Origin of the sequence: Gluconobacter sp. Dm-73 (genome assembly GCF_018256215.1) — a bacterium.
GTDB classification, from domain to species: Bacteria; Pseudomonadota; Alphaproteobacteria; order Acetobacterales; family Acetobacteraceae; genus Gluconobacter; species Gluconobacter cadivus.
In genome coordinates this window covers 1-25,668 of record NZ_JAERLW010000015.1, presented here as the reverse complement: position 1 = coordinate 25,668, position 25,668 = coordinate 1, and the positions used below count along the sequence as shown (strand labels likewise).

General features: G+C 59.7%; 27 protein-coding genes, 1 tRNA gene and 1 other RNA gene. 14 read left to right on the top strand and 15 right to left on the bottom strand.

The annotated features are described in order from the left end of the window. Window positions 1–146 precede the first annotated feature (146 nt). Window positions 147–1,205, top strand: coding sequence for a tRNA epoxyqueuosine(34) reductase QueG (gene queG / locus JK176_RS14020; protein ID WP_211588282.1), 1,059 nt, complete (start codon window positions 147–149; stop codon window positions 1,203–1,205). Beyond that, the gene (locus JK176_RS14015) at window positions 1,202–1,432 is read left to right on the top strand and encodes a ribbon-helix-helix domain-containing protein (protein ID WP_211570780.1); all 231 of its coding nucleotides are present in this window, start codon (window positions 1,202–1,204) and stop codon (window positions 1,430–1,432) included. The genes queG and JK176_RS14015 overlap by 4 nt, the downstream gene beginning before the upstream one ends. Here JK176_RS14015 and JK176_RS14010 read toward each other — a convergent pair. Continuing rightward, window positions 1,429–1,737, bottom strand: a complete 309-nt coding sequence (locus JK176_RS14010) for a hypothetical protein (RefSeq protein ID WP_211588281.1) — start codon at window positions 1,735–1,737, stop codon at window positions 1,429–1,431. The two genes, JK176_RS14015 and JK176_RS14010, sit on opposite strands and share 4 nt — an antisense overlap. Before the next feature lie 170 nt (window positions 1,738–1,907). On the opposite strand from JK176_RS14010, the gene JK176_RS14005 reads away from it, so the two are divergent. Next, complete coding sequence (locus JK176_RS14005) at window positions 1,908–2,738, top strand: TerB family tellurite resistance protein (RefSeq protein ID WP_194263170.1); 831 nt, start codon at window positions 1,908–1,910, stop codon at window positions 2,736–2,738. Between the two features lie 74 nt (window positions 2,739–2,812). Then, entirely contained in the window at window positions 2,813–2,965 is a 153-nt protein-coding gene (locus JK176_RS14000) for a DUF3309 family protein (RefSeq protein ID WP_082790651.1), read from the top strand. 57 nt (window positions 2,966–3,022) lie between these two features. On the opposite strand, the gene JK176_RS13995 is transcribed toward JK176_RS14000, so the two are convergent. From JK176_RS13995 to JK176_RS13985, 3 genes are all read right to left on the bottom strand, one after another. Beyond that, window positions 3,023–4,480, bottom strand: a complete 1,458-nt coding sequence (locus tag JK176_RS13995; protein WP_211588280.1) for a mannitol dehydrogenase family protein — start codon at window positions 4,478–4,480, stop codon at window positions 3,023–3,025. 147 nt (window positions 4,481–4,627) lie between these two features. Beyond that, a complete protein-coding gene (locus JK176_RS13990) occupies window positions 4,628–5,695 on the bottom strand; it encodes an aromatic acid exporter family protein (RefSeq protein ID WP_211588279.1) in 1,068 nt (355 codons plus the stop codon). A 25-nt stretch (window positions 5,696–5,720) separates the two neighbouring features. Next, window positions 5,721–7,289: a Do family serine endopeptidase gene (locus JK176_RS13985; RefSeq protein ID WP_211588278.1), complete on the bottom strand. Its 1,569-nt coding sequence runs from the start codon at window positions 7,287–7,289 to the stop codon at window positions 5,721–5,723. A 125-nt stretch (window positions 7,290–7,414) separates the two neighbouring features. Between JK176_RS13985 and JK176_RS13980 the strand changes: the two genes are divergently transcribed. From JK176_RS13980 to JK176_RS13970, 3 genes are all read left to right on the top strand, one after another. Then, window positions 7,415–8,614: an Mrp/NBP35 family ATP-binding protein gene (locus JK176_RS13980; RefSeq protein ID WP_211588277.1), complete on the top strand. Its 1,200-nt coding sequence runs from the start codon at window positions 7,415–7,417 to the stop codon at window positions 8,612–8,614. Continuing rightward, window positions 8,611–8,781 carry a hypothetical protein gene (locus JK176_RS13975; protein ID WP_211576574.1) on the top strand — a complete coding sequence of 57 codons (171 nt, stop codon included), beginning with the start codon at window positions 8,611–8,613 and terminating at the stop codon, window positions 8,779–8,781. The genes JK176_RS13980 and JK176_RS13975 overlap by 4 nt, the downstream gene beginning before the upstream one ends. 91 nt (window positions 8,782–8,872) lie before the next feature. Beyond that, a tRNA-Thr gene (locus JK176_RS13970) sits at window positions 8,873–8,947 on the top strand. Window positions 8,948–9,591: 644 nt separating this feature from the next. On the opposite strand, the gene thyX is transcribed toward JK176_RS13970, so the two are convergent. Further along, window positions 9,592–10,503 (bottom strand): FAD-dependent thymidylate synthase, encoded by a 912-nt coding sequence (thyX, locus tag JK176_RS13965; protein ID WP_099287426.1) that lies wholly within the window; start codon window positions 10,501–10,503, stop codon window positions 9,592–9,594. Between the two features lie 93 nt (window positions 10,504–10,596). On the opposite strand from thyX, the gene ssrA reads away from it, so the two are divergent. From ssrA to JK176_RS13950, 3 genes are all read left to right on the top strand, one after another. Further along, window positions 10,597–10,923: a transfer-messenger RNA gene (ssrA, locus tag JK176_RS13960) on the top strand. Between the two features lie 99 nt (window positions 10,924–11,022). Beyond that, the gene (locus JK176_RS13955) at window positions 11,023–11,598 is read left to right on the top strand and encodes an SspB family protein (protein ID WP_211588276.1); all 576 of its coding nucleotides are present in this window, start codon (window positions 11,023–11,025) and stop codon (window positions 11,596–11,598) included. 78 nt (window positions 11,599–11,676) lie between these two features. Beyond that, window positions 11,677–12,069 carry a VOC family protein gene (locus JK176_RS13950; RefSeq protein ID WP_194263178.1) on the top strand — a complete coding sequence of 131 codons (393 nt, stop codon included), beginning with the start codon at window positions 11,677–11,679 and terminating at the stop codon, window positions 12,067–12,069. Window positions 12,070–12,103: 34 nt separating this feature from the next. Here JK176_RS13950 and JK176_RS13945 read toward each other — a convergent pair whose 3' ends face one another. The 3 genes from JK176_RS13945 to JK176_RS13935 form a co-directional block, all read right to left on the bottom strand. Next, window positions 12,104–12,322: a hypothetical protein gene (locus JK176_RS13945; protein WP_011252962.1), complete on the bottom strand. Its 219-nt coding sequence runs from the start codon at window positions 12,320–12,322 to the stop codon at window positions 12,104–12,106. Window positions 12,323–12,415: 93 nt separating this feature from the next. Beyond that, on the bottom strand, window positions 12,416–13,213 hold the full coding sequence (locus JK176_RS13940; protein WP_194263179.1) for an ABC transporter ATP-binding protein: 798 nt from the start codon (window positions 13,211–13,213) through the stop codon (window positions 12,416–12,418). 4 nt (window positions 13,214–13,217) lie between these two features. Continuing rightward, a complete protein-coding gene (locus tag JK176_RS13935; protein ID WP_211588275.1) occupies window positions 13,218–14,087 on the bottom strand; it encodes an ABC transporter permease in 870 nt (289 codons plus the stop codon). Window positions 14,088–14,310: 223 nt separating this feature from the next. Here JK176_RS13935 and JK176_RS13930 point away from each other — a divergent pair, with 223 nt between their 5' ends. From JK176_RS13930 to JK176_RS13920, 3 genes are read left to right on the top strand one after another with little or no spacing between them, the layout of a single operon-like run. Next, window positions 14,311–15,705 carry a transglycosylase SLT domain-containing protein gene (locus JK176_RS13930; RefSeq protein WP_211588274.1) on the top strand — a complete coding sequence of 465 codons (1,395 nt, stop codon included), beginning with the start codon at window positions 14,311–14,313 and terminating at the stop codon, window positions 15,703–15,705. 55 nt (window positions 15,706–15,760) lie between these two features. After that, on the top strand, window positions 15,761–16,309 hold the full coding sequence (locus tag JK176_RS13925; protein ID WP_194269045.1) for a peroxiredoxin: 549 nt from the start codon (window positions 15,761–15,763) through the stop codon (window positions 16,307–16,309). Next, window positions 16,306–16,893, top strand: coding sequence for a DUF1643 domain-containing protein (locus JK176_RS13920; protein WP_349291940.1), 588 nt, complete (start codon window positions 16,306–16,308; stop codon window positions 16,891–16,893). The genes JK176_RS13925 and JK176_RS13920 overlap by 4 nt, the downstream gene beginning before the upstream one ends. Window positions 16,894–16,918: 25 nt before the next feature. On the opposite strand, the gene JK176_RS13915 is transcribed toward JK176_RS13920, so the two are convergent. Beyond that, window positions 16,919–17,548 carry a POTRA domain-containing protein gene (locus tag JK176_RS13915; protein ID WP_211588273.1) on the bottom strand — a complete coding sequence of 210 codons (630 nt, stop codon included), beginning with the start codon at window positions 17,546–17,548 and terminating at the stop codon, window positions 16,919–16,921. A gap of 159 nt (window positions 17,549–17,707) precedes the next feature. On the opposite strand from JK176_RS13915, the gene JK176_RS13910 reads away from it, so the two are divergent. Then, on the top strand, window positions 17,708–19,945 hold the full coding sequence (locus JK176_RS13910; RefSeq protein ID WP_211588272.1) for a TonB-dependent siderophore receptor: 2,238 nt from the start codon (window positions 17,708–17,710) through the stop codon (window positions 19,943–19,945). Between the two features lie 87 nt (window positions 19,946–20,032). Here the strand turns inward: JK176_RS13910 and JK176_RS13905 are convergent, their stop codons facing one another. The 6 genes from JK176_RS13905 to JK176_RS13880 all read right to left on the bottom strand — a co-directional run bounded on the left by JK176_RS13905 (window position 20,033) and on the right by JK176_RS13880 (window position 25,554). After that, window positions 20,033–21,589, bottom strand: coding sequence for a carbohydrate porin (locus JK176_RS13905; protein WP_211588304.1), 1,557 nt, complete (start codon window positions 21,587–21,589; stop codon window positions 20,033–20,035). Between the two features lie 217 nt (window positions 21,590–21,806). Further along, the gene (locus JK176_RS13900; protein ID WP_211588271.1) at window positions 21,807–23,294 is read right to left on the bottom strand and encodes a peptide MFS transporter; all 1,488 of its coding nucleotides are present in this window, start codon (window positions 23,292–23,294) and stop codon (window positions 21,807–21,809) included. Window positions 23,295–23,329: 35 nt separating this feature from the next. Further along, entirely contained in the window at window positions 23,330–23,473 is a 144-nt protein-coding gene (locus JK176_RS13895) for a hypothetical protein (protein ID WP_194263195.1), read from the bottom strand. A 10-nt stretch (window positions 23,474–23,483) separates the two neighbouring features. Then, the gene (locus JK176_RS13890; protein WP_194269050.1) at window positions 23,484–24,404 is read right to left on the bottom strand and encodes a DnaJ C-terminal domain-containing protein; all 921 of its coding nucleotides are present in this window, start codon (window positions 24,402–24,404) and stop codon (window positions 23,484–23,486) included. Beyond that, entirely contained in the window at window positions 24,401–24,559 is a 159-nt protein-coding gene (locus JK176_RS13885; protein WP_194263188.1) for a hypothetical protein, read from the bottom strand. Before JK176_RS13885 ends, JK176_RS13890 begins: the two co-directional genes overlap by 4 nt. A 47-nt stretch (window positions 24,560–24,606) precedes the next feature. Continuing rightward, window positions 24,607–25,554, bottom strand: a complete 948-nt coding sequence (locus JK176_RS13880) for an alpha/beta hydrolase (RefSeq protein WP_211588270.1) — start codon at window positions 25,552–25,554, stop codon at window positions 24,607–24,609. Window positions 25,555–25,668: the final 114 nt, after the last annotated feature.

The window sequence follows — 25,668 nt, the reverse complement described above, 5'->3', positions numbered from 1 at the left end:
CCGCTCCGCCCCCGACGTGGCAAGCCATTTTCAGATCGTGACAAACCCCGTCTGAAACGAGCCTTCCGAACACTGGAAAAGCTGGTCCATTTGCATGCCCGATGACATAATGGATGTCCGTTCACCGGTGAGACCAATCTCTTTTCATGCCTGATTTTCCGACACCCGCCACAGGGCTTGAAACCCGGATTGCGGACCATGCGCGTCATCTGGGTTTTGATGCGGTCGGGTTCTGCAAAGCCGAACTTGGGCCGGAGGTCGCGCAGAGTCTGCGGGAATTCGTCGCTCAGGGCCATCACGGAACAATGGAATGGATGGAGACGCGCATCGAAGAACGCGCCCATCCTCAGGCGCTCTGGCCCGAAGTGCGAAGCGTAATTTCGCTAGGCCTGTCCTATGCCCCGGCGGAAGGACCGACGACCGATCCCGAATGCGGCAATATTTCCGTCTATGCCCGTAACCGCGACTATCACGACGTCATCAAGGGCATGCTCAAGCATCTGGCGCAGTATGTCGTCAAACTGGGTGGACCAGAGACGCAGGTGAAGGTGTTCGTCGATACCGCGCCAGTTTCAGAGCGCGCACTGGCGGAGAAGGCGCAACTCGGCTGGACGGGAAAGCACACCTGTCTCGTGTCGCGGGAACATGGCTCCTGGCTGCTTCTGGGCGAAATCTATACCACGCTGGAACTCGCGCCTTCTGCGCCCAAAGGTGGAAGCTGCGGTTCCTGCACGCGCTGCCTGACCGCCTGCCCGACCGATGCCTTTACCGCGCCCTACCGGATGGATGCGCGCCGCTGCATTTCGTATCTGACGATCGAGCACAAAGGCCCGATCCCCCATGACCTGCGCCCGAAAATTGGCAACCACATCTATGGCTGCGACGACTGCCTGTCCGTCTGTCCGTGGAACCGCTTTGCCGAGAGCGCACGGCATATCAAGCTTCAGGCCCGCCCCGAACTGGTGGCGCCGAAACTTGATGAACTGGTCCGGCTGGATGATGCGACCTTCCGGGCATTCTTTTCCGGCTCGCCCATCAAGCGGATCGGGCGCAACCGGTTTGTACGCAATGTGCTGATCGCCATTGGCAACTCCGCCGATCCGTCGCTTCTCCCTTCCGCGCAAGAGCTGCTGGCAGATCCGGACCCGGATATTGCCGAGACGGCAGACTGGGCCATCAAACAGCTTGAGGACCACCCCGCATGAGCGATCTCGTCAAACGCAGTCTGTCCCTGTCCGGCCATCGGACGTCCGTGGCACTCGAACCCGAATTCTGGACGGTTCTGGACATGATCGCCACGACGCGCCAGCAGAGCTTTGCCTCACTGGTCGCCTCGCTGGACGCGACACGGCCGCCCGAACGTCCGCTGGCGTCTGCGCTTCGGGTTGCCGCACTTCTGCACCTGCAAAAGCGGATTGAAACCTCAGGCTAGGTGTTTAGTCCCAGCCAGTCGAGGTGCTTGCGTTCGACCCAACGCAGGACGCGGCCCTGCAAACGGCGGAACAGCGCAATATCCTGTGACAGGAGCATGATGCCAACCGGCAGCATCCACAATCCGAGAACCGGCAGGATCGACAGGACGCCCCCCAGCATGAACAGCACGCCCGCCGGAATCCGTACCCATTTATGCGACGGTTCCCGCAGCCAGTTCAGCACCGTCTGCAACTTCTCGGGCAGCCGGCGGATCAGAAGCTCCATCAGTTCATCGTCAGTACGAGGGGGCAGCAAAGAAGTCATACAAATATCCGTCAAACAGTCTGAAACCCTAGCACCACAAAGCCTGAAGAGGGGCCGGGTTCGTCATTCCGCTTTCATAGCACGCCTCACGCAAAAGCTTTCAGACCGCGTGACGTGCGGCTGTACGATCTGTCATTTGCCGCCGAGGACGGGCGTGCTAGGCTGAACTCATGGCTATCTGGGGCAAGATGTTCGGTGGTGTCGCGGGTTTCGCGGTTGGTGGTCCTTTCGGAGCGCTGATGGGCGCGGCCTTGGGACATGCTGCCGATAGCGGTTCCCTGCTCAAACCCTCAACGGGGGGATGGAGCGAGCGTTTCCCAGCAAATGGTCGGCCTGACCCCAACAGCGCAGCCTTTTTTGGAGCAGCCAAGATCGCGGCGGCGCTGGGCAAGCGGGATCAGCTCTATGCCATCGGGCTTGTCGCCCTGTGTGCAAAGCTGGCCAAGATCGACGGCCCGGTCAACCGTCACGAAATCAACGCTTTCAAGACCTGTTTCCAGTTCCCATCCGACAACGTCAAGGAAGTCGGCATGCTGTTCGATCGCGCCCGCGACCGTACGGATGACTTCGAGATGTATGCCCGCGAAATGGGGGCCGCCTATGCCGACAACACGGCACCGCTTGAAAACCTTATGACGGCCCTGTTCCGCATCGCCCGTGCCGATGCCGGACCAGACCGCAAGCTGCACCCTAAGGAAGTCGACTTCCTCCAGCGTGTCCACCGCGCCTTCGGCCTCCCCGCAGGGGCGTGGGATCGGGCGGAAAGTGGCAACAGCCGCGCTGCCAGTTCGAACGAACCGGATGCCTATCGCATTCTCGGCATCACGCGTACCGCCACCGATACCGAAGTGCGTGTCCGCTGGCGGACCCTGATCCGCGAACACCATCCGGACGTTTTGGCACAGAAACCCATGTCCGAAGCCGAGCGCCGCCGCGCGCAGGACAAGGTCGCCCGCATCAACGCCGCCTGGGACCGCATCAAGCGCGACCGACAGCTTTGATCTTTCGCAATATTGCGGAAACTTTCATTCACCAACGCGCGTAAAGCAGTCTCAACCGGCAAGAGAGATGTGCCATGGGACTGATCCTTCTTGTAATCCTGATCCTCCTGCTGATCGGTGCGCTGCCGTCATGGCCGTACAGCTCAAAATGGGGATACTACCCCTCCAGCGGACTTGGCCTGATCGTGGTCATCGTCGTGATTCTTGTCCTGCTGGGACAGATCTGAGCATAAAAAAAACCCGCGCTCCTATTGAGCGCGGGTTTTTAACTCCGAAAAATGTCTTCAGGCCGGAATGGCGGCCTTCACACCCTTTTCGCGAATGATCTTTCGGAGCGCGATGACCTTCTGATCCAGTTCGGACGTGTCCAGATCGCGCCATCCGTCGAATGCCGGAAGCTTCAGAGAGCTTTCGAAATCATCAGCCTTGGCAAGCTTCCATTCAGCTTCGCCATAAGTCGGCTCGGACGATTCATACGTTCCGCCTTTCTCGTCCCGTCCACGCAGCATTTCGAGATAGGACGCAATTCCGAACGCAATGCGCGACAGATCGCGCTTGCCTTCGATCGCCCGGCGCACGGTTTCCGTCCAGAACACCTGAACCTTGGAACAGCCATCGCTGGCAATCCGGAGCGTTTGGTCCGACATCGCCTTGTTGGAGAAACGGCTGATGACGCTGTCCCGATAGCCTTCGAGCGTCATGCCTGACGGCGCCTTCAGGGTCGGGATGACATCCTTGTTGAGGTAGTTCTTCAAATTGCCCAGGAGTTCGCCGTCTTCGATGGCGTCATCCACATTCTCATAGCCAACCAGAATGCCCGGGAAACAGAGCGTGACGTGCCCGGCATTGAGCATCCGGATCTTGACGTGCTCCCAGTCCGTCACGTCCCCGACCATCTGCACACCAGCTTTTTCAAGCGGCGGACGGCCATCTGCGAACTGATCTTCCAGAACCCACTGGTGGAAATCCTCGGCCACCAACGGCAGGTCATCATCCAGCCCGCTGGCCGTGTTCAGTTTCTTGGCGATGGCTGTTGAAACGGTCGGGGTGATGCGATCAACCATTCCGTTCGGGAAAGTCGCGTTCTCCTCGATCCATTTCGCCAGTTCCGGATCACGCGCTTTCGCATAGCCGAGGAAGGCCTTGCGGGCGACATTGCCATTATGGCGCAGGTTGTCGCAGGACATAACCGTAAACGCCTTGTGTCCGGCATCCCGGCGACGACGCAGAGCCTCGACGACATAACCGAAGACCGTGGACGGCTTTTCCGGGTTCTGCAGATCGGCTTTCACCGCTGTATTTTCCAGATCGAACGCACCGGTCGTTTCGTTGATGTTGTAGCCGCCTTCCGTAATCGTCATGGACACGATGCGGATCGCTGGATCGGCCAGATGCTTCAGCACGGCTTCAGGATCTGCCGGGGCGAGAAGATAATCGCGCAGCGCCCCCATGACGCGCACCGTGCTTTTGCCGGAAGGTGCCGTCTCGGTCAGGGAATACAGGCAGTCCTGTTTTTTGAATTCTTCGGCCTTTTTCTTTGAGCGGTCACTGCCCGTCAGACCAACGCCGATGATCGCCCAGTCAGGCGCGTGTTCGAGGATCTGCTCCACATAAAACGCCTCATGCGCCCGGAAAAAGTTACCCACACCGAAATGCACGATCCCCGGTTTCACGCCGTCAATGTCGTAAGGGGGCGCCTGGACATTGGCAGGAAGAGATTTGAGGGTTTCGCGCGTAATCATGGACTTCTCCGTGGTTTCGGGCCGGTCTCTGACGGGGACCGACAAGGCCGGGCATGTGCCATCATAGCCTCCGAACAACGCAAAAGCCGAATAACGGTTTCAACAGCCCCCGGAACCGTCCGCCGCAAAGACCCTGGAAAAGAGGCCTCAGAGCCCTTTCATGCCACTCACATCTTCGCGCATGACCACGCCGACAGCTCTTTCCAGATCTTCCCGGAAAAGGGACATCACAAAGCGCATCTCCGGCCGGGTCTGTTCTTCCAGACGTGGCAGGAGATGAAGAATTTCTTCATCCTGCGCCTGTCGCAGATGCTGGCTGTTCTTCGCGGTCAGTTGTTCTTCACAACTATGTGCCAGCGCCCGGAGCGCATGGCTCAGCCCCTTGTACAATGGCATCAGGCCTGTATTTCCCGCCGCGCGCCCCGTCGCAATGGCCCGCGCGACCAGCATCGTGTCATTCAGCAGGCGCCGCATAAGCCGTGGCAGCGCTGCCAGAACCGGATCACGTTGTTCCAGTTCCTTTAGCCGTTCACGCCGCGCTTCGGTGACGGCATCCTCAAGCTCCATCAGCAGCGCCACACAGTCATCGTTCTGCTGCTCGATGGCCGTCCATCCCGTATTCTGGTCGAGCGCACTTTTAAGAAGCTGGTCCATGCGCCGTAACAGACGCCCGGCCGTATGGAATGCCTGCTTGCGCGCACTGCTGTGCAGAATGAGGAATGACACCACGATCGACACCGCCACGCCCATGACAATGGCCAGAAGCCGCGTGACCAGCGGCAGAAACGGGCTGCCCTGACTGGGAAACAGATATACGATCATCAGCGTGATGCAGGCGAAACGCAGCGTCGGCTGAATGGCCGTCAGGAACACCAGCGGCGTCAACATGATCCAGAACGGAATCCAGCGCAGACCCGTCGTGATTTCCAGCACGACCGCGCACCCGCCCGCCAGCGCTCCGATCACCGTCCCGCTGATCTGGTCGCGGGCCGTGGCCATAGTCTGACTGATGCTGGACTGCGTCACGATCAGGGCCGTAACCAGCGCCCAGATCGTTTCCTGCAGATGCATGAGCGATCCAACGATCCACGCCACGACCACCGACACCAGAACCCGGATGGTCTGGCGTATTGCGGGACGCATGACTTCGCGCCAACTGCTGTTCCGGGGCAGCGCAGGCAGCCAGGCTCGGCCCAGACGTATCAGAACATTCATGCTCACATTTCAGTTCAGGTGAAAATCAGTTCCCCAGAAAGGGCACCGGAACCCAGCGCAGCCCGTCGTCGTCCTGCACCAGCAGCAGGGCTTCCGTCTTCTTGCGCTCGTGCAGGCCTTGCACGGCCTTGGCGAAATCGTCGGGGGTGTTGATTTGGTCCTGCCCGACCTGCGTAATCACGTTGCCTTCCACAATCCCGCGCGAGGCGGCGGGGCTGCCTGCCTCGACCCGCGAGACGAGAACGCCGCGCTGATCGTCAGACAGAGCATATTGCGTGCGTGCGTCCGCGTCGATCGCACTGACCGTCACCCCCAGCTCACCCAGAGCCGCATGACGGTGCTCCGGCTGGTGCGTGTCTGATGGCGGCATATCCGGCGGCGTGGGGGACTGCGCGAGCGTGATCGGCAGCGTTTTGAGGGCGCCCTTGTGCCAGACCGTCAACTGCGCCTGCGTTCCCGGCAGAATGGCGGCAATGATGCGCGGCATGGTCTGGCCGGTCACGTCCTGATCATTGACGCGGGTGATGATGTCGCCAACCTCAAGACCCGCTTTTGCAGCCGGGCCTTTCGGATCGATTTCCGAAATCAGCGTTCCCTTACCGTTGGAGCCGTCCGGCTTGCGGAAGTCGAGCGTCTCGGCGATGTCGTTCGTCACATCCTGGAATTTCAGCCCCATCCAGCCGCGCGAGACATGCCCGGTGCGCCGAAGCTGGTCGATGATCCCCCGCGCATCATCCGCCGGAATAGCAAAACCGATCCCGATGGAATCCCCCCCCGAGCCGCCATAGATCAGCGTATTGATGCCAATGACTTCACCGGACAGATTGAACAGCGGACCGCCGGAATTGCCGCGATTGATGGCGGCATCGGTCTGGATGTAGTCGTCATACAGACCGTGTTCGACGTTTCGTCCGCGCGAGGAAATGATGCCTGCCGTCACGGTTCCGTTCAGCCCGAACGGGTTGCCGATCGCCAGAACCCAGTCCCCGATCCGCGCTTTGTCGCTCCGGCCCAGCGGGACGGTCGGAAGCGGACGCTTGGGCTTGACCTCCAGCACGGCCAGATCGACCTGACTGTCCCGTCCCACGATCCGCGCCGGCATCTCGGTCCCGTCCTGAAGCGTGACGCTGACCTGATCTGCCCCTTCGATGACGTGATTGTTCGTCACGATGATGCCGGACGCATCAATGATGAAGCCCGAACCCAACGCCTGCTGACGACGGGGCGGATGGTTCGGGGCCGGTTTGTGCTTCAGATAATCATGGAAGAATTTTTCCAGCGGTGAGCCCTGCTGGAACGGGGGCACCTGCGGGCCGTCCGGATCGCTGGAATCCGGCCCCTTGTCATCCGTCTTCGCAGGCTTGAGCACAGCGGAGGTCGAGACGTTCACGACCGACGGCAGGAGCCTGTTTGCCAGATCCGCAAAGCTCGACGGCACCGAACGTGGCGCAGGAGTCGGTACGGAAGACGGCTGGCCTGCAACCGGCGCAGCATCCTGAGCCAGCGCCGGAGCCGCGCTCAGCGCCCAGCCTGCGGAAAGGGACAGGGACAGCGCCAGAACGGAAACAGAAAGACGGACAGACGGGTTTTTCATACCCGCACGCTAACGCAGAACATGGCCTTTCGTCACCATCCTGCCGTTCAAGGTGCGTTTGCAGCCCATTCATGATAGCGTCAAAATCTTTCCAGACGTGATATTTTCCCTGATGAGAGCCCGGCATGACTGACACCACGCCCCCCAACGACATGCCGCCCGCCTCGCCCGAGACGGATGCCCCCAGCGCCGAAACCCGCATTACCGATATCCTGAAATCCGAGCAGGACAGTCAGGGCTCGAACGTCCTGTCTTTCGCAGCGCTTGAGAGCGTCTCAGTTCAGAACGGCCATGCGCACGTCTCTCTGGCGACGTCACGGGACAATGCCTCGCGCGTGGAGCCCCTGCGACCGCGCGTCGAAGCCGCGATCGCGAGCCTGCCGGGCATCACGGGCGCGACCCTGTCCTTCACGTCTCATCGCCCCGCAACGCCGACCGCCGCCAATGCGCCCGCACAGGGCGGAGGACACCGTCCCTTCAATCTGGGCGACAAACGTCGCAACGCCGCGAGCCGACATGCTCCCGAAACGCTTCTACCGGGTGTGAAGGCCGTTATTGCGGTCGCATCGGGCAAGGGCGGCGTCGGCAAATCCACCACAGCCGTCAATCTTGCGGTCGGCCTTGCGCGGGAAGGCCTTAAGACCGGCCTTCTGGACGCGGATATCTACGGCCCCTCCCTCCCCCGGATGCTGGGACGCAACACACGACCGGACGTTGTGGACGGCACGATCCTGCCGATCGAAGCCTGGGGTCTGAAGAGCATGTCCATCGGCTATCTGGTGGACGAAAACCAGGCCATGATCTGGCGTGGCCCGATGGTCATGGGCGCGCTGACGCAGTTTCTGGGCGAAGTCGAATGGGGGGAACTCGACGTTCTCGTGATCGACATGCCCCCCGGCACCGGCGACGCGCAGCTGACGCTGGCCCAGAAGCTCGGCCCCAAACTTGCGACGGGCGGCGCAGTTATCGTCTCCACCCCGCAGGATATCGCGCTGCTGGATGCGAGGCGCGGTGTGGCCATGTTCGAGCGGATGGAAACCCCGATCCTCGGCGTCGTCGAGAACATGTCCTATTTCTGCTGCCCGAACTGCAACCACCGGACGGAACTGTTCGGCCACGGGGGGGCAAAGGCCGAAGCAGAGAAAATGGGCGTTCCGTTCCTCGCGGAGATCCCGCTGCTCGCCGATATTCGCGCAAGTGGCGATGACGGGACCCCGATCATCCTGTCCGCACCCGACAGCGAAGCGGCTCAGGCCTATACACGGCTTGCGCAGGCTGTCGCCCGTTCCCTGTCTTCCGAACACAGTACGAAAGAGCCGTCATGATCCGTATTCTTTTCCTCGGCGCCTGCCTGACAGGAGCAGGCCTGACGCTGGCTGGCTGCTCCCATACGGTCACGCATCAGGGGCTTTCTTCCGACGGCTATGGCTTTACGAAAGACTCGCAGCATCTGCCGCCGCCCGCCGATTTGACCACGCCTATCCCGCACTGAAATTCAAACGAAAATCCGGCACGCGAACAGAGAATCGTTTTCGGGAGCTTGACCTGACAGCCCCGAACATGGAAAAAGCCGCACTGCCGATGCCGGGTTAGCACAGTGGTAGTGCAGCGGTTTTGTAAACCGAAGGTCGGGGGTTCAAATCCCTCACCCGGCACCAGCTTTTCCAAAAAGCATGGCGACAGCAGCTAACGGACGGTCAACGCCGTTCAGGGCGTAGTTTACCTGCGCATTTTTGCCACAAAATCAGAATTCTCACCCGCACCAGTAATGCACAAGTATCGCACCCGCAGAGGGTGAAATGTGGGTATTCCAATAATCTTCTTGACAGACTTGGCGCCAAATCCTGATCGGGCTTGTGACCCGATTCTAAAATTATTGTATTAAATCAGCGCATTAGAAAATTTCACGCACCCCAACATACGAATCGGAGCGCTTCAGTCAGACGGCAATACCCTGTGGATAAGTCTGTTTGTAAAAAGCTCTGAGATAAGTGTGATAAAATTCACACGAATCCGCAGCGAATCTCTCACGACAGCTCACAAAGTAAAAAAACAGACAATCTCTGATTTTACTTATCGTTTACTGAATTGAATATTTTATGAAGCTGGCCAGAAAAAGTGAATAGCAACAGATATCAGGACAAGAGAGATAGCAATCCCAGCCCAGACAAGAAGACTGGGTGGCTTTACAGGAGCGTCTTCCACAGGACTTTCAGCCTGCGCCTCCCGGGCCTCGCTCATCAGCCGTTCAAGATCGCTTTCGGCGGAATCCTTCCCGGCAGATGCAAAGCCGGGGCTGGGCTCAGGATTGAGCATCCAGAACCGCCGCCATTTCAGACCATTCCCGCTTGGTCAGGCCGGAATTTTCCTGCGTGACGGTTTCACCCGCCAAACGCCGCCGCACGACCTTCAGCATCCCGGCCGAAAGCGTAAAGGCGCCAAGGCGGTATTCCTCGAATGCCGCAGATGTCGCGGGCACCCAGGCCTTGAGAATTTCAATCATTTTTTCCGCATAGACACGGATCTCATACTGCGCATGCGGATCAGCGCGCAGGGCGAGGAAATGCATCAGATTGTGCAGGTCAATCTTCCAGTACCACTGCGTATAGGTGTTCAGGGTCAGATTGATCCGTGCAAGCTCACGCGCCAGTCCCGTCCCCTCAGGGTTCAGCAGACTTTCGTAATCGTCATAGCACTGGCTGGCATCCCGACGCAGGATTTCGAGAACCTCATGAGCCGTCTCGGCATCCAGTGCGTCACTGCGTCCCTGCCGGTTCGAACTACTCTGCGTCGCCACCTGATCGGGTGCTGGAAGATAGAACTCCCGGTCCAGAATGGAATAGCGCGCCGAATATTCGTTCACGCTCGCCATACGGTGACGAATCCACTGCCGCGCGACGAACACGGGCAGCTTTACGTGAAACTTGATCTCGCACATCTCGAACGGCGTCGAATGACGGTGACGCATCAGATAGCGGATCAGACCCGCATCTTCGGAGACCTTCTTCGTCCCCCGGCCATAGGACACGCGCGCAGCCTGCACGACCGCGCCATCGTCGCCCATATAATCGACCACGCGCAGGAAACCATGATCCAGCACCTCGAAAGGCGTGAAAAGCAGATTTTCCATCGCCGCCACGGTCGGACGGGACGTAAGCTGGGGTTCGCTGCGCTGAGCTTCGATCTCGGCGCGCTGTTCGGATGTCAGTGCCATGGCGGCGGCTTTAGCATGCGCTTTCGTCCCGCGTCATCCGAATGAATCGGATTGACACGATTCCGGACGTCTAATTTTTTTCGTGGCCTCTTTTCCCTTGCGGGCGAACAGCCGCACTCCTATGTTCATCAGTGCAAGGGGCTCGTCCCCGGCTATGGCGATAAACGGTAAGTGGAATAAGTGTTGTGGACCCGGGGGCAGTGCCCGGCGTCTCCACCATGAAAAACCCCTCGCAAAAGGGGTCTGTGGGGACGAAACAGGCTCGACGCGCACGGTAAAGACTTATCTTTTGCCCGGCATTGTACCACCGTCATCGGGCTAAACTTACAAGTGCCAACGATAACTCAGAGGTGCTCGCTGTCGCTGCATAAGCGATAAGCGCGGTTCGGGAGGGCACCGGGCAACAGAAGCCCTCCCACCTCATCATGTCTCCGACATTCCTTTCAAAGACGGCTTGCCATCTGTGCCCGTCTGTCGCATCCCTTGATGAAAGTTGACCGAAACATCAGGCTTGCGACCATGAGCGACGACGATCACAACGGCCAGGACGGCTTTGAGCACGAGCTTCCCGAGAGCCTTCTCCCCTATGATGACTGGGTGGAAGACGCCTATCGTGAAGTCATGCTGCGTGCGATCGAGCATGTTGCAGCCGAGGGGCTGCCAGGGGCCCATCACTTCTATCTGACGTTCCGCACGAACCGGCCGGATGTGATTATCCCTGCCCGACTGCGGGCGCAGTATCCCGAAGAAATGACCATCGTTCTCCAGCACCAGTTCTGGGATCTGGCGCTGGACCGCGACAAGAACGTGATTTCGGTCGGCCTCTCCTTCGGCGGCGTCGGGAGCATCCTGTGCATTCCCGTCAACGCCATCACGGCCTTTGCCGATCCCCATATCCGGATGGCCCTGCGCTTCAACCATTCCCCGCTTGAAGACGATGAGGACATTGAAATCCCCGAAGGTGCGGTAGAGCCCGACGATATCGACCCGGCCCACCATCCGGACGTCCAGCCGGAGCCCTCCTCTTCGGAAGACGGCAAAAAAGACGCGGAAGTGGTCAGTCTCGCGGCCTTCCGCAAGCGTCCACCCACCTAGGCGTTAGCCAGAGTGTATGGTTCCGGCCTATACTGACTGGAACCAGTGGCCTGAATGTCGCTCTCATGAGGGATCCCCATGCGCTTTACCGTCGATCGCCTTGACCATATCGTGCTGACCGTCCGCAACCGGGACCTGTCCGCGTCCTGGTATCAGCGGGTTCTGGGCATGGATATCGACGAATATGGGCGCAACAACCGCGTGGCCCTAAGCTTTGGTGGTCAGAAGATCAATCTTCGCCCAGAAGGTGCGGAGGGCTGGGATACCGCCGGAGCCGCTGCGCCGGGAACGTCGGATCTGTGCTTCACGACGGCCATCGCCAGCGAACAGATCATCAAGCATCTGGAAAAATGCGGTGTGGAAATCGTTGAAGGCCCGGTTGCGCGTCTTGGCGCCCTTGGTCCGATCACATCCGTTTATTGCCGTGACCCGGATGGCAATCTGATCGAACTGGCCTCCTATAACGGCTGAAGGCGGCAGCTCGCTCCACCGCCTTCAGATCGCGTTACCAGTTCTTGGAAATCAGCCAGAATTCCTCAGAAGTGAGGGTAATGGCGTTGCAGTCTTTGGTTTCGGCGGCGGCCTTGGCAAGCGCGTGAATCCGCTCGATCATGATCGTTTTGCGCTGATGGGCCTCGGACGTTTCCTTCACGGTCGACAGGGTCTGGAGCGCGGATTCGGAGGCTTTGGCGACGCGTGCGGCGTCAATAGCGGCATAAGACATGAAATGTCTCCCTGAATGTAAAAACCCCTCGGAGCCTACTCCACGCCTGCCGGGATACCAACTCCATACCCCACAAAGCAGGCGGGAGCGTCTTTAAACCGGAGTGACCGCCAACGCCGCTTCATACGCGTCCAGCACCTCTTCAGTCGGACCATCCATACGGATTTCCCCGCTTTCCATCCAGATGATGCGCGTACACCACTGTCGGAGAATCGATAGTGCATGGGACGTCACCACCAGAATTTCCGCGGCGTCGACCATGCCTTCAAGCCGTGCACGGGCCTTGTCCTGAAATTTCTGGTCGCCGGCCATGAACCACTCATCCATCAGCAGGATCCGGGGGCGCGGGACCGTCGCAAGCGCAAAGCCCAGACGGACAGACATGCCGGAGGAATAGAGCCGGACCGGAAGATCGAAAAACGCTCCCAGATCCGAAAACGCCTCCACATCCTTCTCCAGCTCCTGTGTCGCGACCCGTCCCATCCCCATACGGCAGGCGAAGAGCTGGATATTTTCGCGCCCCGTCAACTCGCCATTCATCCCCGCATTGGGGTCAATAAGGGCGTGGGTATCGCCTTCGATATCCAGTGTCCCCTCGCCCGTTTCATAAATCCCGCCGAGGACACGCAGGAGCGTCGATTTTCCCGCCCCGTTATGTCCGACGAGCCCGATCCTCTCCCCTTCGGAAATCGTGAGGCTAATATTGAAAAGCGCCTGAACTTCCACGACTTCAGCGGAATTGCCGCTAATGCGCATTCTGCCGCCCACGGCGCCCGTTTTGGCGGCCACGGTGCTTTTCGCACGGGCCAGCAGCGTCTTCTTCAGAGAACGCGAGCCACCATGCAGAACGGGAAACGACAGGGAGAGATCTTCAAGACGGATATGGGCCATGATGTCAGATCCAGAAGACCAGACGCGCCCGCGCCCGGATAAACGCGCGTACTGCAATCAGCCAGAACATCACACTGGTGATCAGTGCAATCCCCCAGATCTGCAGAGACGGCACACGCCCCAGCAGAGGCTCGCGCACAATTTCCAGCAACGGATAAAACGGATTGTAGAACAGATAGGACGCCTTTGCGCCGAGCTGCTGCGGCATCCAGATGACCGGCGTCACATAGAACACGATCTGCAACAGCGCTCCGACAATGGGTGCGATATCCCTGAAACGTGCGCAAAGAGAGCCGAACACCATGCAGGCAGCGAACCCGTCCAGAGCCCAGAGCAGAAGAGCCGGAAGCGCGAGAACGGCATTCACCCCCGGCCAGACATGATAAATGGCGAATACGGCGAGTGGCACCACGATATTATGGGCAAACACAATCGCATTCCGGACCACCACCCGCAGCGCATAAAGCAGAAGCGGCAACTGGACGGAGCGCACCATGGCTTCCGCTTCCAGAAAGCAGGTGCAGGATTCCTGGATCAGGCTTGAAAGCCCCACGCTCCACAAAGTGAGCGACAGCGACAGGAACGGCAGATAGGTCGCAAGCTGCATATGAAACAGCCGACTGTACAGAACACCCATCGAGGCGACCATCAGCGCGGAGGTGATCGTCAGCCAGAACGGTCCCAGCGCCGACCCCCGATAGCGGAGCCGGATATCGAGCCAGCCCAGCCTGACGCCCAGTCTCCAGAGACGTCGGGTTTCCTTCCAGTCCGCCCAGGCCCGCGCAGCAGGGCTACCACGGGGCGCGTCACGACGGGTCTGCCTGCGCGGCGCTTCGTCCCGGGCAACATCGGAAGCTGGAGAAGGTACACTCATACTGTCCGCCTACCCGATCCCCTATGTCCCGGCAAGAAGACGCTACAGTGATCATCGTATTCCGGGAAGTTCATATTCGGGAAATGAATCTCCGCTACACTCAGACCAGCGGGCAGTCCTGCCTCAGAAAATCTGTCCGCCAGAGCCCTTTTTCCTAGTTTCGCCGCAATCCCCGTGTATGCTTGACGTAATGAGACCAGTTTTCCTCAGGTGCCCAGACCCGATGCCCAGACCCGTCTTTCCTTTCCGGACTTCTGTTCGCACTCTTTCTTTCATCCGTGCGGGCGCAGCGTTCGGTCTGGTCGGGCTTCTGGCGGCCTGTGCCGGCAACAATGCCGATATGGGATCGTCTTCGGAAATGCCGGTCTCGCAGGAAGCGGCCAATTACCGCGCCCATGCAAAATCCTATTACGCCCCGCCCGGCCCCCCCGAAGACCCGTGGGGCCCTTATATCCGCGAGGCGTCCGAGCGCTTTGACGTGCCCGATGCCTGGATCCGGGCCGTGATGCAGCAGGAATCCGGCGGCCATCTTTTTGACCATAACGGCAATTTCATCACATCGGTTCCCGGCGCGATGGGCCTTCTGCAACTCATGCCCCCGACCTATGACGACATGCGCCAGCAATACGGGCTTGGCGAAGATCCTTTCGATCCGCATGACAACATTCTCGCAGGCACGGCCTATCTGCGCCAGATGTATGACATCTATGGCTCCCCCGGCTTCCTTGCGGCCTATAATGACGGTCCGGGCAGCCTTGACCGTTATCTGCGTCGCGGTCGCGCACTACCGCGCGAGACACGCCGCTATGTCGCCGCGATCGGACCGCATATCGCCGGGATCACGCCTCGTAACCGCTCCGCAGCCGATCTTCTGGTCGCACAGCACGACCCCAATTCACAGGTCATGCTGGCCCAGAACACCCCGCCTGCCGATATAGCGCCGACGACTTCGTCCTCTGAGCGACAGGCCGTCAGTGCGGCGTGGAGCCACCGGGAAGCGGCCGACACGGCCTCTGACGATACAGATTCCGACACACCGAATGCGACGCCTCAGAGCGCGGCATCGCCTGCCGAAGCTCCGGTTCAGGTTGCCTCCGCTGCGGGGGCTGAGGCACCAACGAGTATCAGCGCCGCCTGGGCCGCCCGTGGTTATGCGCCAGCGCCCGCTCATCCTCTCGTGCGTCAGGCCTCCGTGCCCGCAGACGATGTGGCTGACAACCGCGTGACGGCACAGGAAATCCCGATCGGGCATCACCTCCAGCCCCAGCCGATCATGGCCGTCATGCCCGCCACCCGGCCCCAGTACCGCATGGCGCTTCCTGCAGCGTCCGCTCCGGCCAAAAGCTCGGCCACACCGGGAAATACGGCTGGAAACTGGGCGATTCAGGTCGGCGCTTTCGCCAATGCCAAGCAGGCGAGCCTTGCGACCGCCACGGCTCACAGCAAAGGCGGTGTTGTGGTCGCGTCCGCCAAATCACAGGTTGAAAGCGTCAAAAATGGCCGGTCCCATCTCTACCGCGCGCGTTTGACGGGGCTGTCACATGAAAATGCGGTTGCAGCCTGCCGCCGTCTGTCGCACGGTTCTCCCTGCGTTGTGGTTCCGCCCGGCGCCTATTGATCCGTTTGCCGGGTCGCATGTCGGCCCGCTTTTCTGACAGGAATACAAAACCCCGATGCGCCGCTTTCTTGCAACGACCGCTTTCTGTGCTGTCGCCCTCTCCGGCGCCCTGACGATCACTCCGGCGCATGCCGCACTCGAAACCGGCAGCCATGCTCCGGATTTCTCGGCCCCTGCGAGTCTCGGAGGGCACGAGTTCACCTATCATCTGGCCGATGCCCTCAAGACCGGCCCGGTGGTCCTGTATTTCTATCCGGCAGCCTTCACCAAGGGCTGCACGATCGAAGCCCATGAATTCGCGGACGCCATTCCCGACTTCAAGGCACAGGGCGCAACCGTGATCGGTGTTTCCATGGACCCGATCGACAAGCTGGATCGGTTTTCGGTCAGCGAATGCCGCAGCACCTTCGCTGTTGCTGCTGATCCGACAGGCAAGATCACCCGCAGCTATGCAGCCAAAATGCCCCTGCTGCACATGGCAAGCCGGACGTCCTATGTCATTGCGCCGGACGGTCATATCGTCATGAGCTATGCGTCAATGTCTCCTGACGAACATGTCTCGCGCGCACTTGCCGCCGTAAAGGCCCTGAAGCAGACCCCGTGAGCGCACCTTCCATTTCAACGCCTTCCGACCTGTTCGACCACCATCATGTCGGCGATTCAGGCCCTCTGAAACTCTCCGCGGATGTCAGCAGCACCGCGATCTATGGCGGCCCGAAAGACTGCTACCGCTACACATTGCGCCGTGTCTGGGACGACACACGCCCCATGGTCATGTGGCTGATGATGAACCCGTCTGTGGCGACTGAATTCGGCGATGACCGTACTGTCGCCAAGTGCCAGCGTTACGCGCGGGCATGGGGTTATGGCGGCATGTTCGTCGGCAACAGCTTCGCCTATCGCTGCACGGACCAGAAGCGTCTGCTGGAAGTGAACGATCCGGTCGGGCCGGACAACGATGCCCACCTGCTGGAGATGGCCCGGCAGGCCGATCTGGTCGTGCTGGCTTACGGGTCGCCGCAGGCCAAGGGCCTGCGCGGGCGTGGAACCGAAGTTGCGCGGCTGATGGGACAGAACGGCATCAGGGTCACGGCCCTGCGCCTGAGCAAGAGCGGACGTCCTGAACATCCGCTCTATCTGCCGTCCATCCTCACACCAGAGCCGCTCGACCCGGATAGGCTGGGCTGAGCGGCGTTTTCCGGATCAGGCTGCGTCAGTTCGCAGCCTTGTCCTGTTCGTTGATGACCCAGACCAGAACGACATGCTGGTCGTGGTTCGGATAGGTCGCCTGCGGCTGAAAAGATACCCCGACATTCTTGGCCTTGTAGAGACCCTGAATGGCCTGCTGGTCTGCGGAGAGCAGTTCGTTCGAGACAGGTCCGCCCGCACGAAGCTTGGTCGCAGCTTCCAGATCGGCTGTCGAAACCTTTTTGTTTCCCTGAAACTCGACCTTGTCCAGAACAAGGGCAGTAGGCTGGGCCGGCGCGCTTGCAGCCTGTTCCTCAAGAATAATCTTCACAGCCACGCCATCGCCCGAAATCCGTAGACGCTCCTCAAGGCTGGTTCCGACATTGCGCGAAGAATAGAGTTCGCCGATGCGCTTCTGAGAGGCATCCAGCTCGTTGCGGGTCACCTTATCCCCCGCGTGATAGCCGAATGCCTGAAGAATATCTGCCGTCGGAACGCGGCTGTTGCCCTGAACGGCAACGCTCATCAGCTTGAGCGGCACATTTGGAGCGGGAGCCGCAGCAAAAGCGTATTCCGTAGCAGCCGTTCCGGCGAAGGACGCAACAGCCAGCGAGACGCTCAGAACACTCCGGGCGAGCAGGGGGCGAAAGGACATCTGGCAATTTCCTGTCATGAAAAAACTCTGACTTTTACGCTACAGGAGTTCCCGGCTTTGGCAAATCGCCGCCGCTCCGAACCGGACGTCATATTTTAGTTGCGAATAAATCTCATTATCGCAATAACGCGCGCAACCGCTTCTTGCTTCGAGGTTTCCGTGCGCGCATCACTTTCCATCCCGCTTTCAAACCCGCTCCGGGTTGCGCGCCTGTCCTGTCTGCTGCTGGCAGGAACAGCTTTTCCAGCCTTCGCCGCCCCTGTCTCCACCGTCGCCGACACGACATCCACTACTTCGGCAAAGTCTCCAACCGAGGCCCAGCAGATCAGTCAGGACGAGGAAATCGTTGTCCGCGCCAGACGCCGGGACCAGATGCAGGTCAGCAGTGGCGGACAGCTCGGGGCTCTGGGTAACAAAAAGGGACTGGATGTTCCGTTCAACATCCGCAGCTACAATTCCAGCCTGATTCTGAACCAGCAGTCCCAGACGCTGGGCGAGGTGCTGGAAAACGATCCGACCGTCCGCACGACCTATGGCTACGGCAATTTCTCGGAAATGTTCGTCATCCGCGGCTTTGCCGTAAATGGCGACGACGTTTCGATCAACGGGCTTTACGGCATCACGCCCCGGCAGCTTGTCTCTCCCGAACTTTACGATCAGGTGCAGGTTCTCAACGGCGCCAGCGCGTTCCTCAACGGGGCCGCGCCCAGCGGGTCGGCCATCGGCGGCAACATCAATCTGCTGTTCAAACACGCAACAAATGCCCCCCTCACCCGCCTCACCGGCGATTACACCAGCAGCGCCATGGGCGGTGGCAGCATCGACGTTGGCCGTCGGTTCGGACAGGACAAGGATTTCGGCGTGCGGCTGAACGTCGCAGGCAAGAGCGGCGAAGACGCCGTGACGGACGAATACCGCCATTCCACCACGTTGGGCGCGGATTTCGACTGGCATGACCGCGACAACCGCACCCGCGTCACCATGGATATCGACTATGAAAACCAAGGTGTGGACGGGGGCCGGCCGGCGATCTTCCTCGGCAGCGCCGTCACGTCCGTTCCCCGCCCTGTCGCGCCCTCGCATAATTTCGGGCAGCGCTGGGCATATAATGACCTGAACTATGTTTTCGGCATGCTGAACGTCGAGCATGACCTGACGAAAAACATCACGCTGTATGGCGCATTCGGCGCCCTCACCAGTGACGAAAAGGGCAATTATTCCAACCCGACCGTCACTAACTCAGTCACCGGCGCCGGAACGGCAGGCGCGATGTATGTGCCCTACGACCAGACCAACGAAAGCACCCGCGCAGGCGTTCGCGCTCATTTCCGCACCGGCTTCATCCGCCATGAAATCAACGCTGGCGGTTCCGGCCTGTGGGAAGACAGCGCCGCCGCCTATGCGATGGCCCTGACGCCCGGTGCGACCAACATCTACAACACGCCGCAGTTTTCAGCCCCGGCGGAGACGTTTGTTGGGGGGGTGCTTAATGACCCGCAGTCCACCAACCGCACGCGCCTGTACAGCCTGTTCTTCTCGGACACGATGTCCTTCTTCCACGACCGTGTCGCCCTGACAGGCGGCTTCCGTTACCAGAACATGCTCATCAAAGGTTACGCCTACAGCAAGACCGGTCAGGGCGCGATGAACAACCATTACGATCAGGACGCCATCACCCCGGTCGTGGGGCTGGTCATTCATCCGACACGCAGGACATCTCTGTATTTCAACCGGATCGAAGGCCTGTCGCAGGGACCGACAGCTTCGGGAAATGTCGTGAACCTGGGCGAGATTTTCCCGCCTTACAAATCCACGCAGTATGAAGTAGGCGCGAAATACGACACGGGACGCTTCAGTGCCGCGCTCGCCGTCTATGAGATTTCACAGCCCAACGCCTATTCCGTCGCACTCGGCAATACGGGCCAGTTTGCCTTCCGTGAAGACGGATTACAGCGGAACCGCGGCATCGAACTGACGCTAAATGGTGAGATCCTGCCCGGCCTGCGCTTCAATGGTGGCGGCACCGTCATTCAGGCCGATCTGCGGCATACGGCAAACGGTCTTCAGGACGGCAACACCGCCATCGGTGTGCCGAACTACACCATTAATGGCAATCTCGAATACGACCTGCCGTTCCTCAAGGGCGCAACGGTCGTGGGCCGTGTGGTCAATACCGGCAAGCAGTGGGTCAACACCGCCAACACCCTGCATATCCCGGTCTGGACGCGCTTTGATCTGGCAGGGCGCTATACGTTCGTGACACATCACACGCCGGTCACACTGCGGTTCGGCGTCGATAACCTGGCCAACACGCGTTACTGGTCCTCGGCTTTCAACGGCTATCTGATGCAGGGTATGCCCCGCACGTTCAAGTTCTCCTTCACGACGGATCTGTAATCCGCTTCAAAATACTGAAAACGAAAAACGCGCCCTCCCTCACAGGAGCGGCGCGTTTTTCATGTCACCTGTTCCGATCAGGAGCGATCAGAACGTGATGCCCGTTTCGAAATCCAGAAGCAGCGGATTCTTGTAGCGGTTCGTGCCACCGGTGCTCCAGATATACTGCGCACCCGGTCGGATCACGAGCCAGGGCGTTGGGCGCCAGCCGTAGTTCAGTTCGATCGCATGCTCGCCGGAGGGCTTGTTGATACCCTGTGCCCCCGACGCCTGCATCTGGCGTGCCCAGATCGTCAGCTTCGGATTCACCCAGAGCATCTTCATGCCAAGGCTGATCGTATCGTTCGGGCGGCTGCGGAACGTACCCTTGCGGGTCACACCCCAGGTGATGAAATACGGTGCGACGGCTGTGCGCGGATCGCCCCAGGTGAAGGACGTGAACAGCGTCGTGCCACGGTTCGGATCGGCCGCGTCACGCTCCAGCATCCGGTCGAACTGGAACCAGCCACCGAACCGTCCACGCACCTTCTGCGTCGGGGCGGACAGCAGATACTCGGCCGGAACGGAGAACATGCTGAGCTTGGAATAAACGTCGCTGACTTCCGATGTATCCCAGTATCCGCCAATCTTGACGTTGGTCTGGAGCGGACCGCTGTAATCGTCCTTGCCGCCCTGATGCCAGCCAAGCTGGAACGGAATATAGGTCCCGATCGCGTCGTGCAGGTTCAGTTTCCAGCCGTTATGCGTGTTCGAGATCGTCGGATCGATCGAATACGCGCCGAACTGCACGAGATAATGGTCGTTCCCGGCCGGATAGAACTTCACCCATGCGCCCGGATGCGCCGTCGGATACCAACCATAGCCCGAGTTCATCGCAATGGACTGCGGCATGCCGCAGATCGCGTTGGATTCGAACTGGCAGTACTGGCTCATGCCCCAGTAGATGGACGACTGCTCGAAATCGTTCTCGGTGTTGATTTCACCAACTTCGGTCGACACATACCGGTTCCAGGGCATTTCCCAGGACAGACGCGTCAGACGCACCGTTTCGCCCGACCCGAAGATCTGCTGCGGGCTGTCCAGCGCCGGAAGCGTCGCGCCAATGCCCAGTCCCTGACGCGCCGTGATCAGCGTGTGGAACATGCCCAGATTCAGGCCCGTCAGCTTCTTGAGGTTGAAATCGACATTGATGCCGAACTCATCCGCATAACGCACGGCCTTGGTCTTGCCGCCCATCGGATTGCCGGCACTGTCCTCAAGATAGTGCCCCCCGATATTGATGCCTTTGTCGGTCAGCCATGTCCGCCAGCCGCCCCAGTCGCCCGTCATGGTGCTCTGGGTCAGCCAGTCGTGGAAAGACGCTGGGAAGAAACGGTTCTCGGTCGTGTCGGACGTGCTGGCTGTGGGCTCAACGCCTTTGGGAGTCGGCTTCACGAGTTGCGGCACGGGAGAAATGGATTTCGTGCGGATCTGCGGCGTGCCCATGGTCGCCGTGCTGGTTCTGGCAGCGGCTTTCTGATGACCATCCACAACACCAGCGGGTGTCGTCTGTGCGTGCGCGACGTCCGTAAGACCTGAAAGCAGCGCTGTCATGGCGCAAGCCGTCCACAGCGTTTTCGTCCAATCCTGTCCGAGCTTCCCCATCTTCCAAACCGTCTCCCTGTGACACCATGACAGCCGCCAGAACCCGATCACGCGGCCGGGAGATGTCATACAGTCCGAAAACGGTCCAGAATAGAGCACAGAAGACGTCAGTTTTCGTAATATGTCCTTCAGGACACGATCCCGACACCTGCCGTCATTTTTAAATCTGGAGATTTCTCCATAATTACAAAAAGTTTAACGCTACAGTTTCGGCGCCTTATCCCCCGATCACAGTTACGTGTTCCCGGTCCCAGCGGCGCGTCAGAGGCTCAAGGCAGAGCAACAACACGACCAGAGCAGCAGCTATTTCACACAATGTCCGGAAAAGCCCGGCATAAAGGGACGCTCCTCCGCCCCCTGCGATGGCTTCCGGAGACAGCGCAGCCTGATTGGCAATGAGGCTGCCCACATACATGGCAATGCCCCACAGCAGATAGAGCGCGCCCATCATAAAGCCACTCAACCGGGTGGGCGAATAACAGGCAACGACTGCCAACCCCAGACCAATTGTCAGCAATTCACCCAAAGACAGAAAGCCATATCCCACCACCATCACCCAGGGCGACACCAGCCCGGCCGCATGGGCAGCCGCCGCCCACCACACGCCAAATCCCAAGGCGACCATGGCATAGCCAAGGATCATTTTGCGGGCGTGGGAGGTCTGTTTCTGCTGTTGCCCCATCCGGTTGTAGAGAAAGGCCAACGCCGGACTGAGAGCCATGATCCAGAGGGAATTGAGAACCTGAAACTGCCCTGCCGACATGTGAAACAGCGTCACGCCGCCAATACGGTAGTCTCCAGAGACGCCACGAAGAGCAAAGAGCGTCAGGGACGTCATCATCTGCTGGTAGAAAACAAGATAGATCGTCCCCTGCAGGCACAGCATATAGGTCAGCCGTAATCCCGGACGTTCGGCTTTCGGCGCCCGCACATACAGCGCCACCCAGATCGCCGCGAGAATTGCCCCTGCTGCCGTCACGCAAAGCCGGGCCAGAGTATCGCTCCCCAGAATCCATGCGTTGAAAACGGTCATAAGAACGAGACCAGCCCCGACCAGTCCAAACCTGCGCAGCGGCACAGGCTGTTTTTCGGAAGCAGGCGTGGTGGCGTCAAGCCAGTTGGACCGCAGCAGATAATACAGCAGTCCGACCCCGAGCCCGACCGCGCATGCGGCGAACGCAGAAGGGGCGCCATAATGGATCTGCAACCATGGCGTCAGCAGCATGGAAACCGTCGAACCGACATTGACGGACATATAATAGAGCGTGAAAGCGGCATCGAGCGCCGCGTCATCGTTCTTATAGATCCGGCGCACCAGATTTCCGGCATTGGGTTTAAACAGCCCGTTTCCCGTGGAAATGAGAGCCATCGCCACCAGAAGCAAAATATGGGACTGCAATGCTGCGGCCAGAACAGCATAGCCGCCTGTCAGCAGGAGCGCGCCCATGACGACAGTCCGCCGCGCGCCCAGCACGCGGTCTCCAATGACACCGCCAACTAAAGGCGTAATATAAGTCAGCGCCCCGAAGGCACCCATCATGAGGTTGGCTGCTGCATCTCCCATCCTGAGATGCACGACCATGAACAGCGTGAGAACGGCCTGCATGCCATAATATCCGAACCGCTCCCACAGTTCGATGGCCAGAACAACAGTAAACGCCCTGCGGCGCATCCCGGGGGCGGAAGAAAGAGAAGTATCGGACATGCAGAACCCGTCAGAAACCAGAAGACGGGGGCACTTTAGGGCAAATGCCACTCCCCGGCGAGGATCAGTGCGTGCGTGCTGATAAGCCCCAGAACCACCACGAAGATCAGCGCGACAATTCCGCCGATAATGTCACTCCACGGCCATTCCGGCAGTCTCGACCGGACACGACGCACCATCCCCATCTCTTCAGCTCTCCTGCTGGCTGAAGAAGGCCTCCAGCTCGGGGGAGACAGTACCGATATGGACCTGCAACGTCACCAGCAGATCACCGGCCGGATGCTTTTTATCGCCTCCGATTCCACGCCCAGCCAGACGCAGGACCTTGCCACTGTCGGAGTGTTTCGGAATCTTGACCGAAACATCACCCTTGGGGGTCGGAACGGCGATCTTTCCGCCCAGAACGGCCGTTTTCAGATCCAAATTCTGCGTCATCCGCAGGTTGCGTCCCTCACGGACATAGCGGCTGTCGGGCGTGACGGAAATCGTCAGCAGCGCATCCCCGGCCACGCCCGGCTGGCCATCCATGCCTGGACGTCCCGGCGCGCCCTTGCCGCGCACGCGCAGTGTCTGCCCGTCTTCCACACCCGGCGGGATGCGAACCTCGGTGTGCCCGCCCTCGCCGAGGGTCAGATCAAGTGACGTTCCCAGAACAGCCTGCTGAAACGAGATCGTCACCGCAAAACGACGGTCAGATCCTTTGGAAGCACGACGCCCGCCGGAACCACCCGGCTGGAAATCGCCGCTGAAGCCCCCACTGAACATGTCCGAAAAGAAGGAGCCGAGATCTTCCTGATTGAATCCGCCCTGAAAGCCCTGGCCGCCCGAACGCGGCCCACCCGGACCATACCCGCCACCGCCAAAGCCGCCGCCAAAAGGCCCACGCTCCTGCCCGTCAGCGTCGATCTCGCCGCGATCGAACTTCGCGCGTTTTTCCTTGTCGCCAACGATATTGTACGCCTGCCCGACCGACTTGAAGCGCTCTTCGGCCTTCTTATCGTCCGGGTTGTGATCCGGATGGTACTGCTTGGCCAGTTTCCGATACGCGCTGCGAATTTCCTTGTCCGTCGCCGTTTTCGAAACGCCCAGTACCGAATATGGGTCGCTCATCTCATTTCCCCGTCTTCTTCAGGTCCCTCATCCAGCAGGGAAATCAGGACCGCAATGACTTCATCCTGCGGGAAGCCAGCCCGCACACCGTCTGAAATCAGGTCCTGCAGCTTTGGTCGCAGATAATCTTCTGCCGGATATCCATCGTCTGCCATCTCTGATCCTCCGTTATTCCCAGATGTGTGACCACTGCGGCTTCGGGTCAATGTTTCTGAATAAACTCTGCAATATCAGGCACGACGGCGCCATCAATCGGAAGCGACCCATCAGTGGCAGGAACCGCACCCAAATCCGCCAACGAATGAATCGCCGACGGCAACAAAACAACCGTCGCCTCAGGATCAGCAGCCTTGAGAAGCGGTAAATCATCAGTAGCGCTGATTTGCCGATCGGTACCGCCCTGAACGATAAAGACCGGCCCGTGATATGCCTTGAGCAACGAGGCTGGATCATGATGGAAAAGATCGATCATGAAATCCTGTACCCGCGGATGAAAGACACCCCGCAACCCCGGATGCAGCGTCTGGACATCCACATGCTGCCCGGCTTCGAGCGCATCGATTGCAGTGTCGATCTGCGGCAGAACCGTTTTGGCCGACGGAATGGCATGAAGCTGCGCCCGCAGGACTTCGCCAAGCGGTCGTCCCGGAGTGGACAGAAGGATCAGTCCGCAGATATCCGCCTGTCCCTGAGTGCTGGCAAGGGCAACGAGGCCGCCTTCGCTATGCCCCAACACCCAGATACATCTTGCGCCAGTTTTGGCCCGGATCACCCCAATCCAGCTTCGCACGTCGCTCGCGTACTCCGCGATCGTGACGTTATTACCGTCGGCCACGGCCTGTTTGCTGCCGAACATGCCGCGTTTGTCGATCCGGACGGACGAAATCCCGTGGGTGCCAAGACCATCCGCAATCTGCCTGAGCGTCGCAGGCTTCTGACCCAGAGCCGAATTTCCGTCGCGGTCCGTCGGCCCCGAGCCGGGGATCATCAGCACAACAGGGGTGCCAGCGCCCGCATTCACGAATGTTCCGGCCAACACTCCCAGAGGGCCGGGCGCCGTAATGGCGCTGCTCTCAGCCGCAAATGCATGCGACGCCAGACCGCAGACGCCTGAGAGGAGAAAAAGGAAACGAAATATTTTCGACTTCATTCTGCGTCTCCTTTTCAGGTGCCTTTACCTTGTAAAGGCTCTGACGAAGGCGTTTTGTTGTTTGACTTCGACGGGGAGCCTTGTGTCGGTGAGGGCTTTTCCCTGCCATCCGGC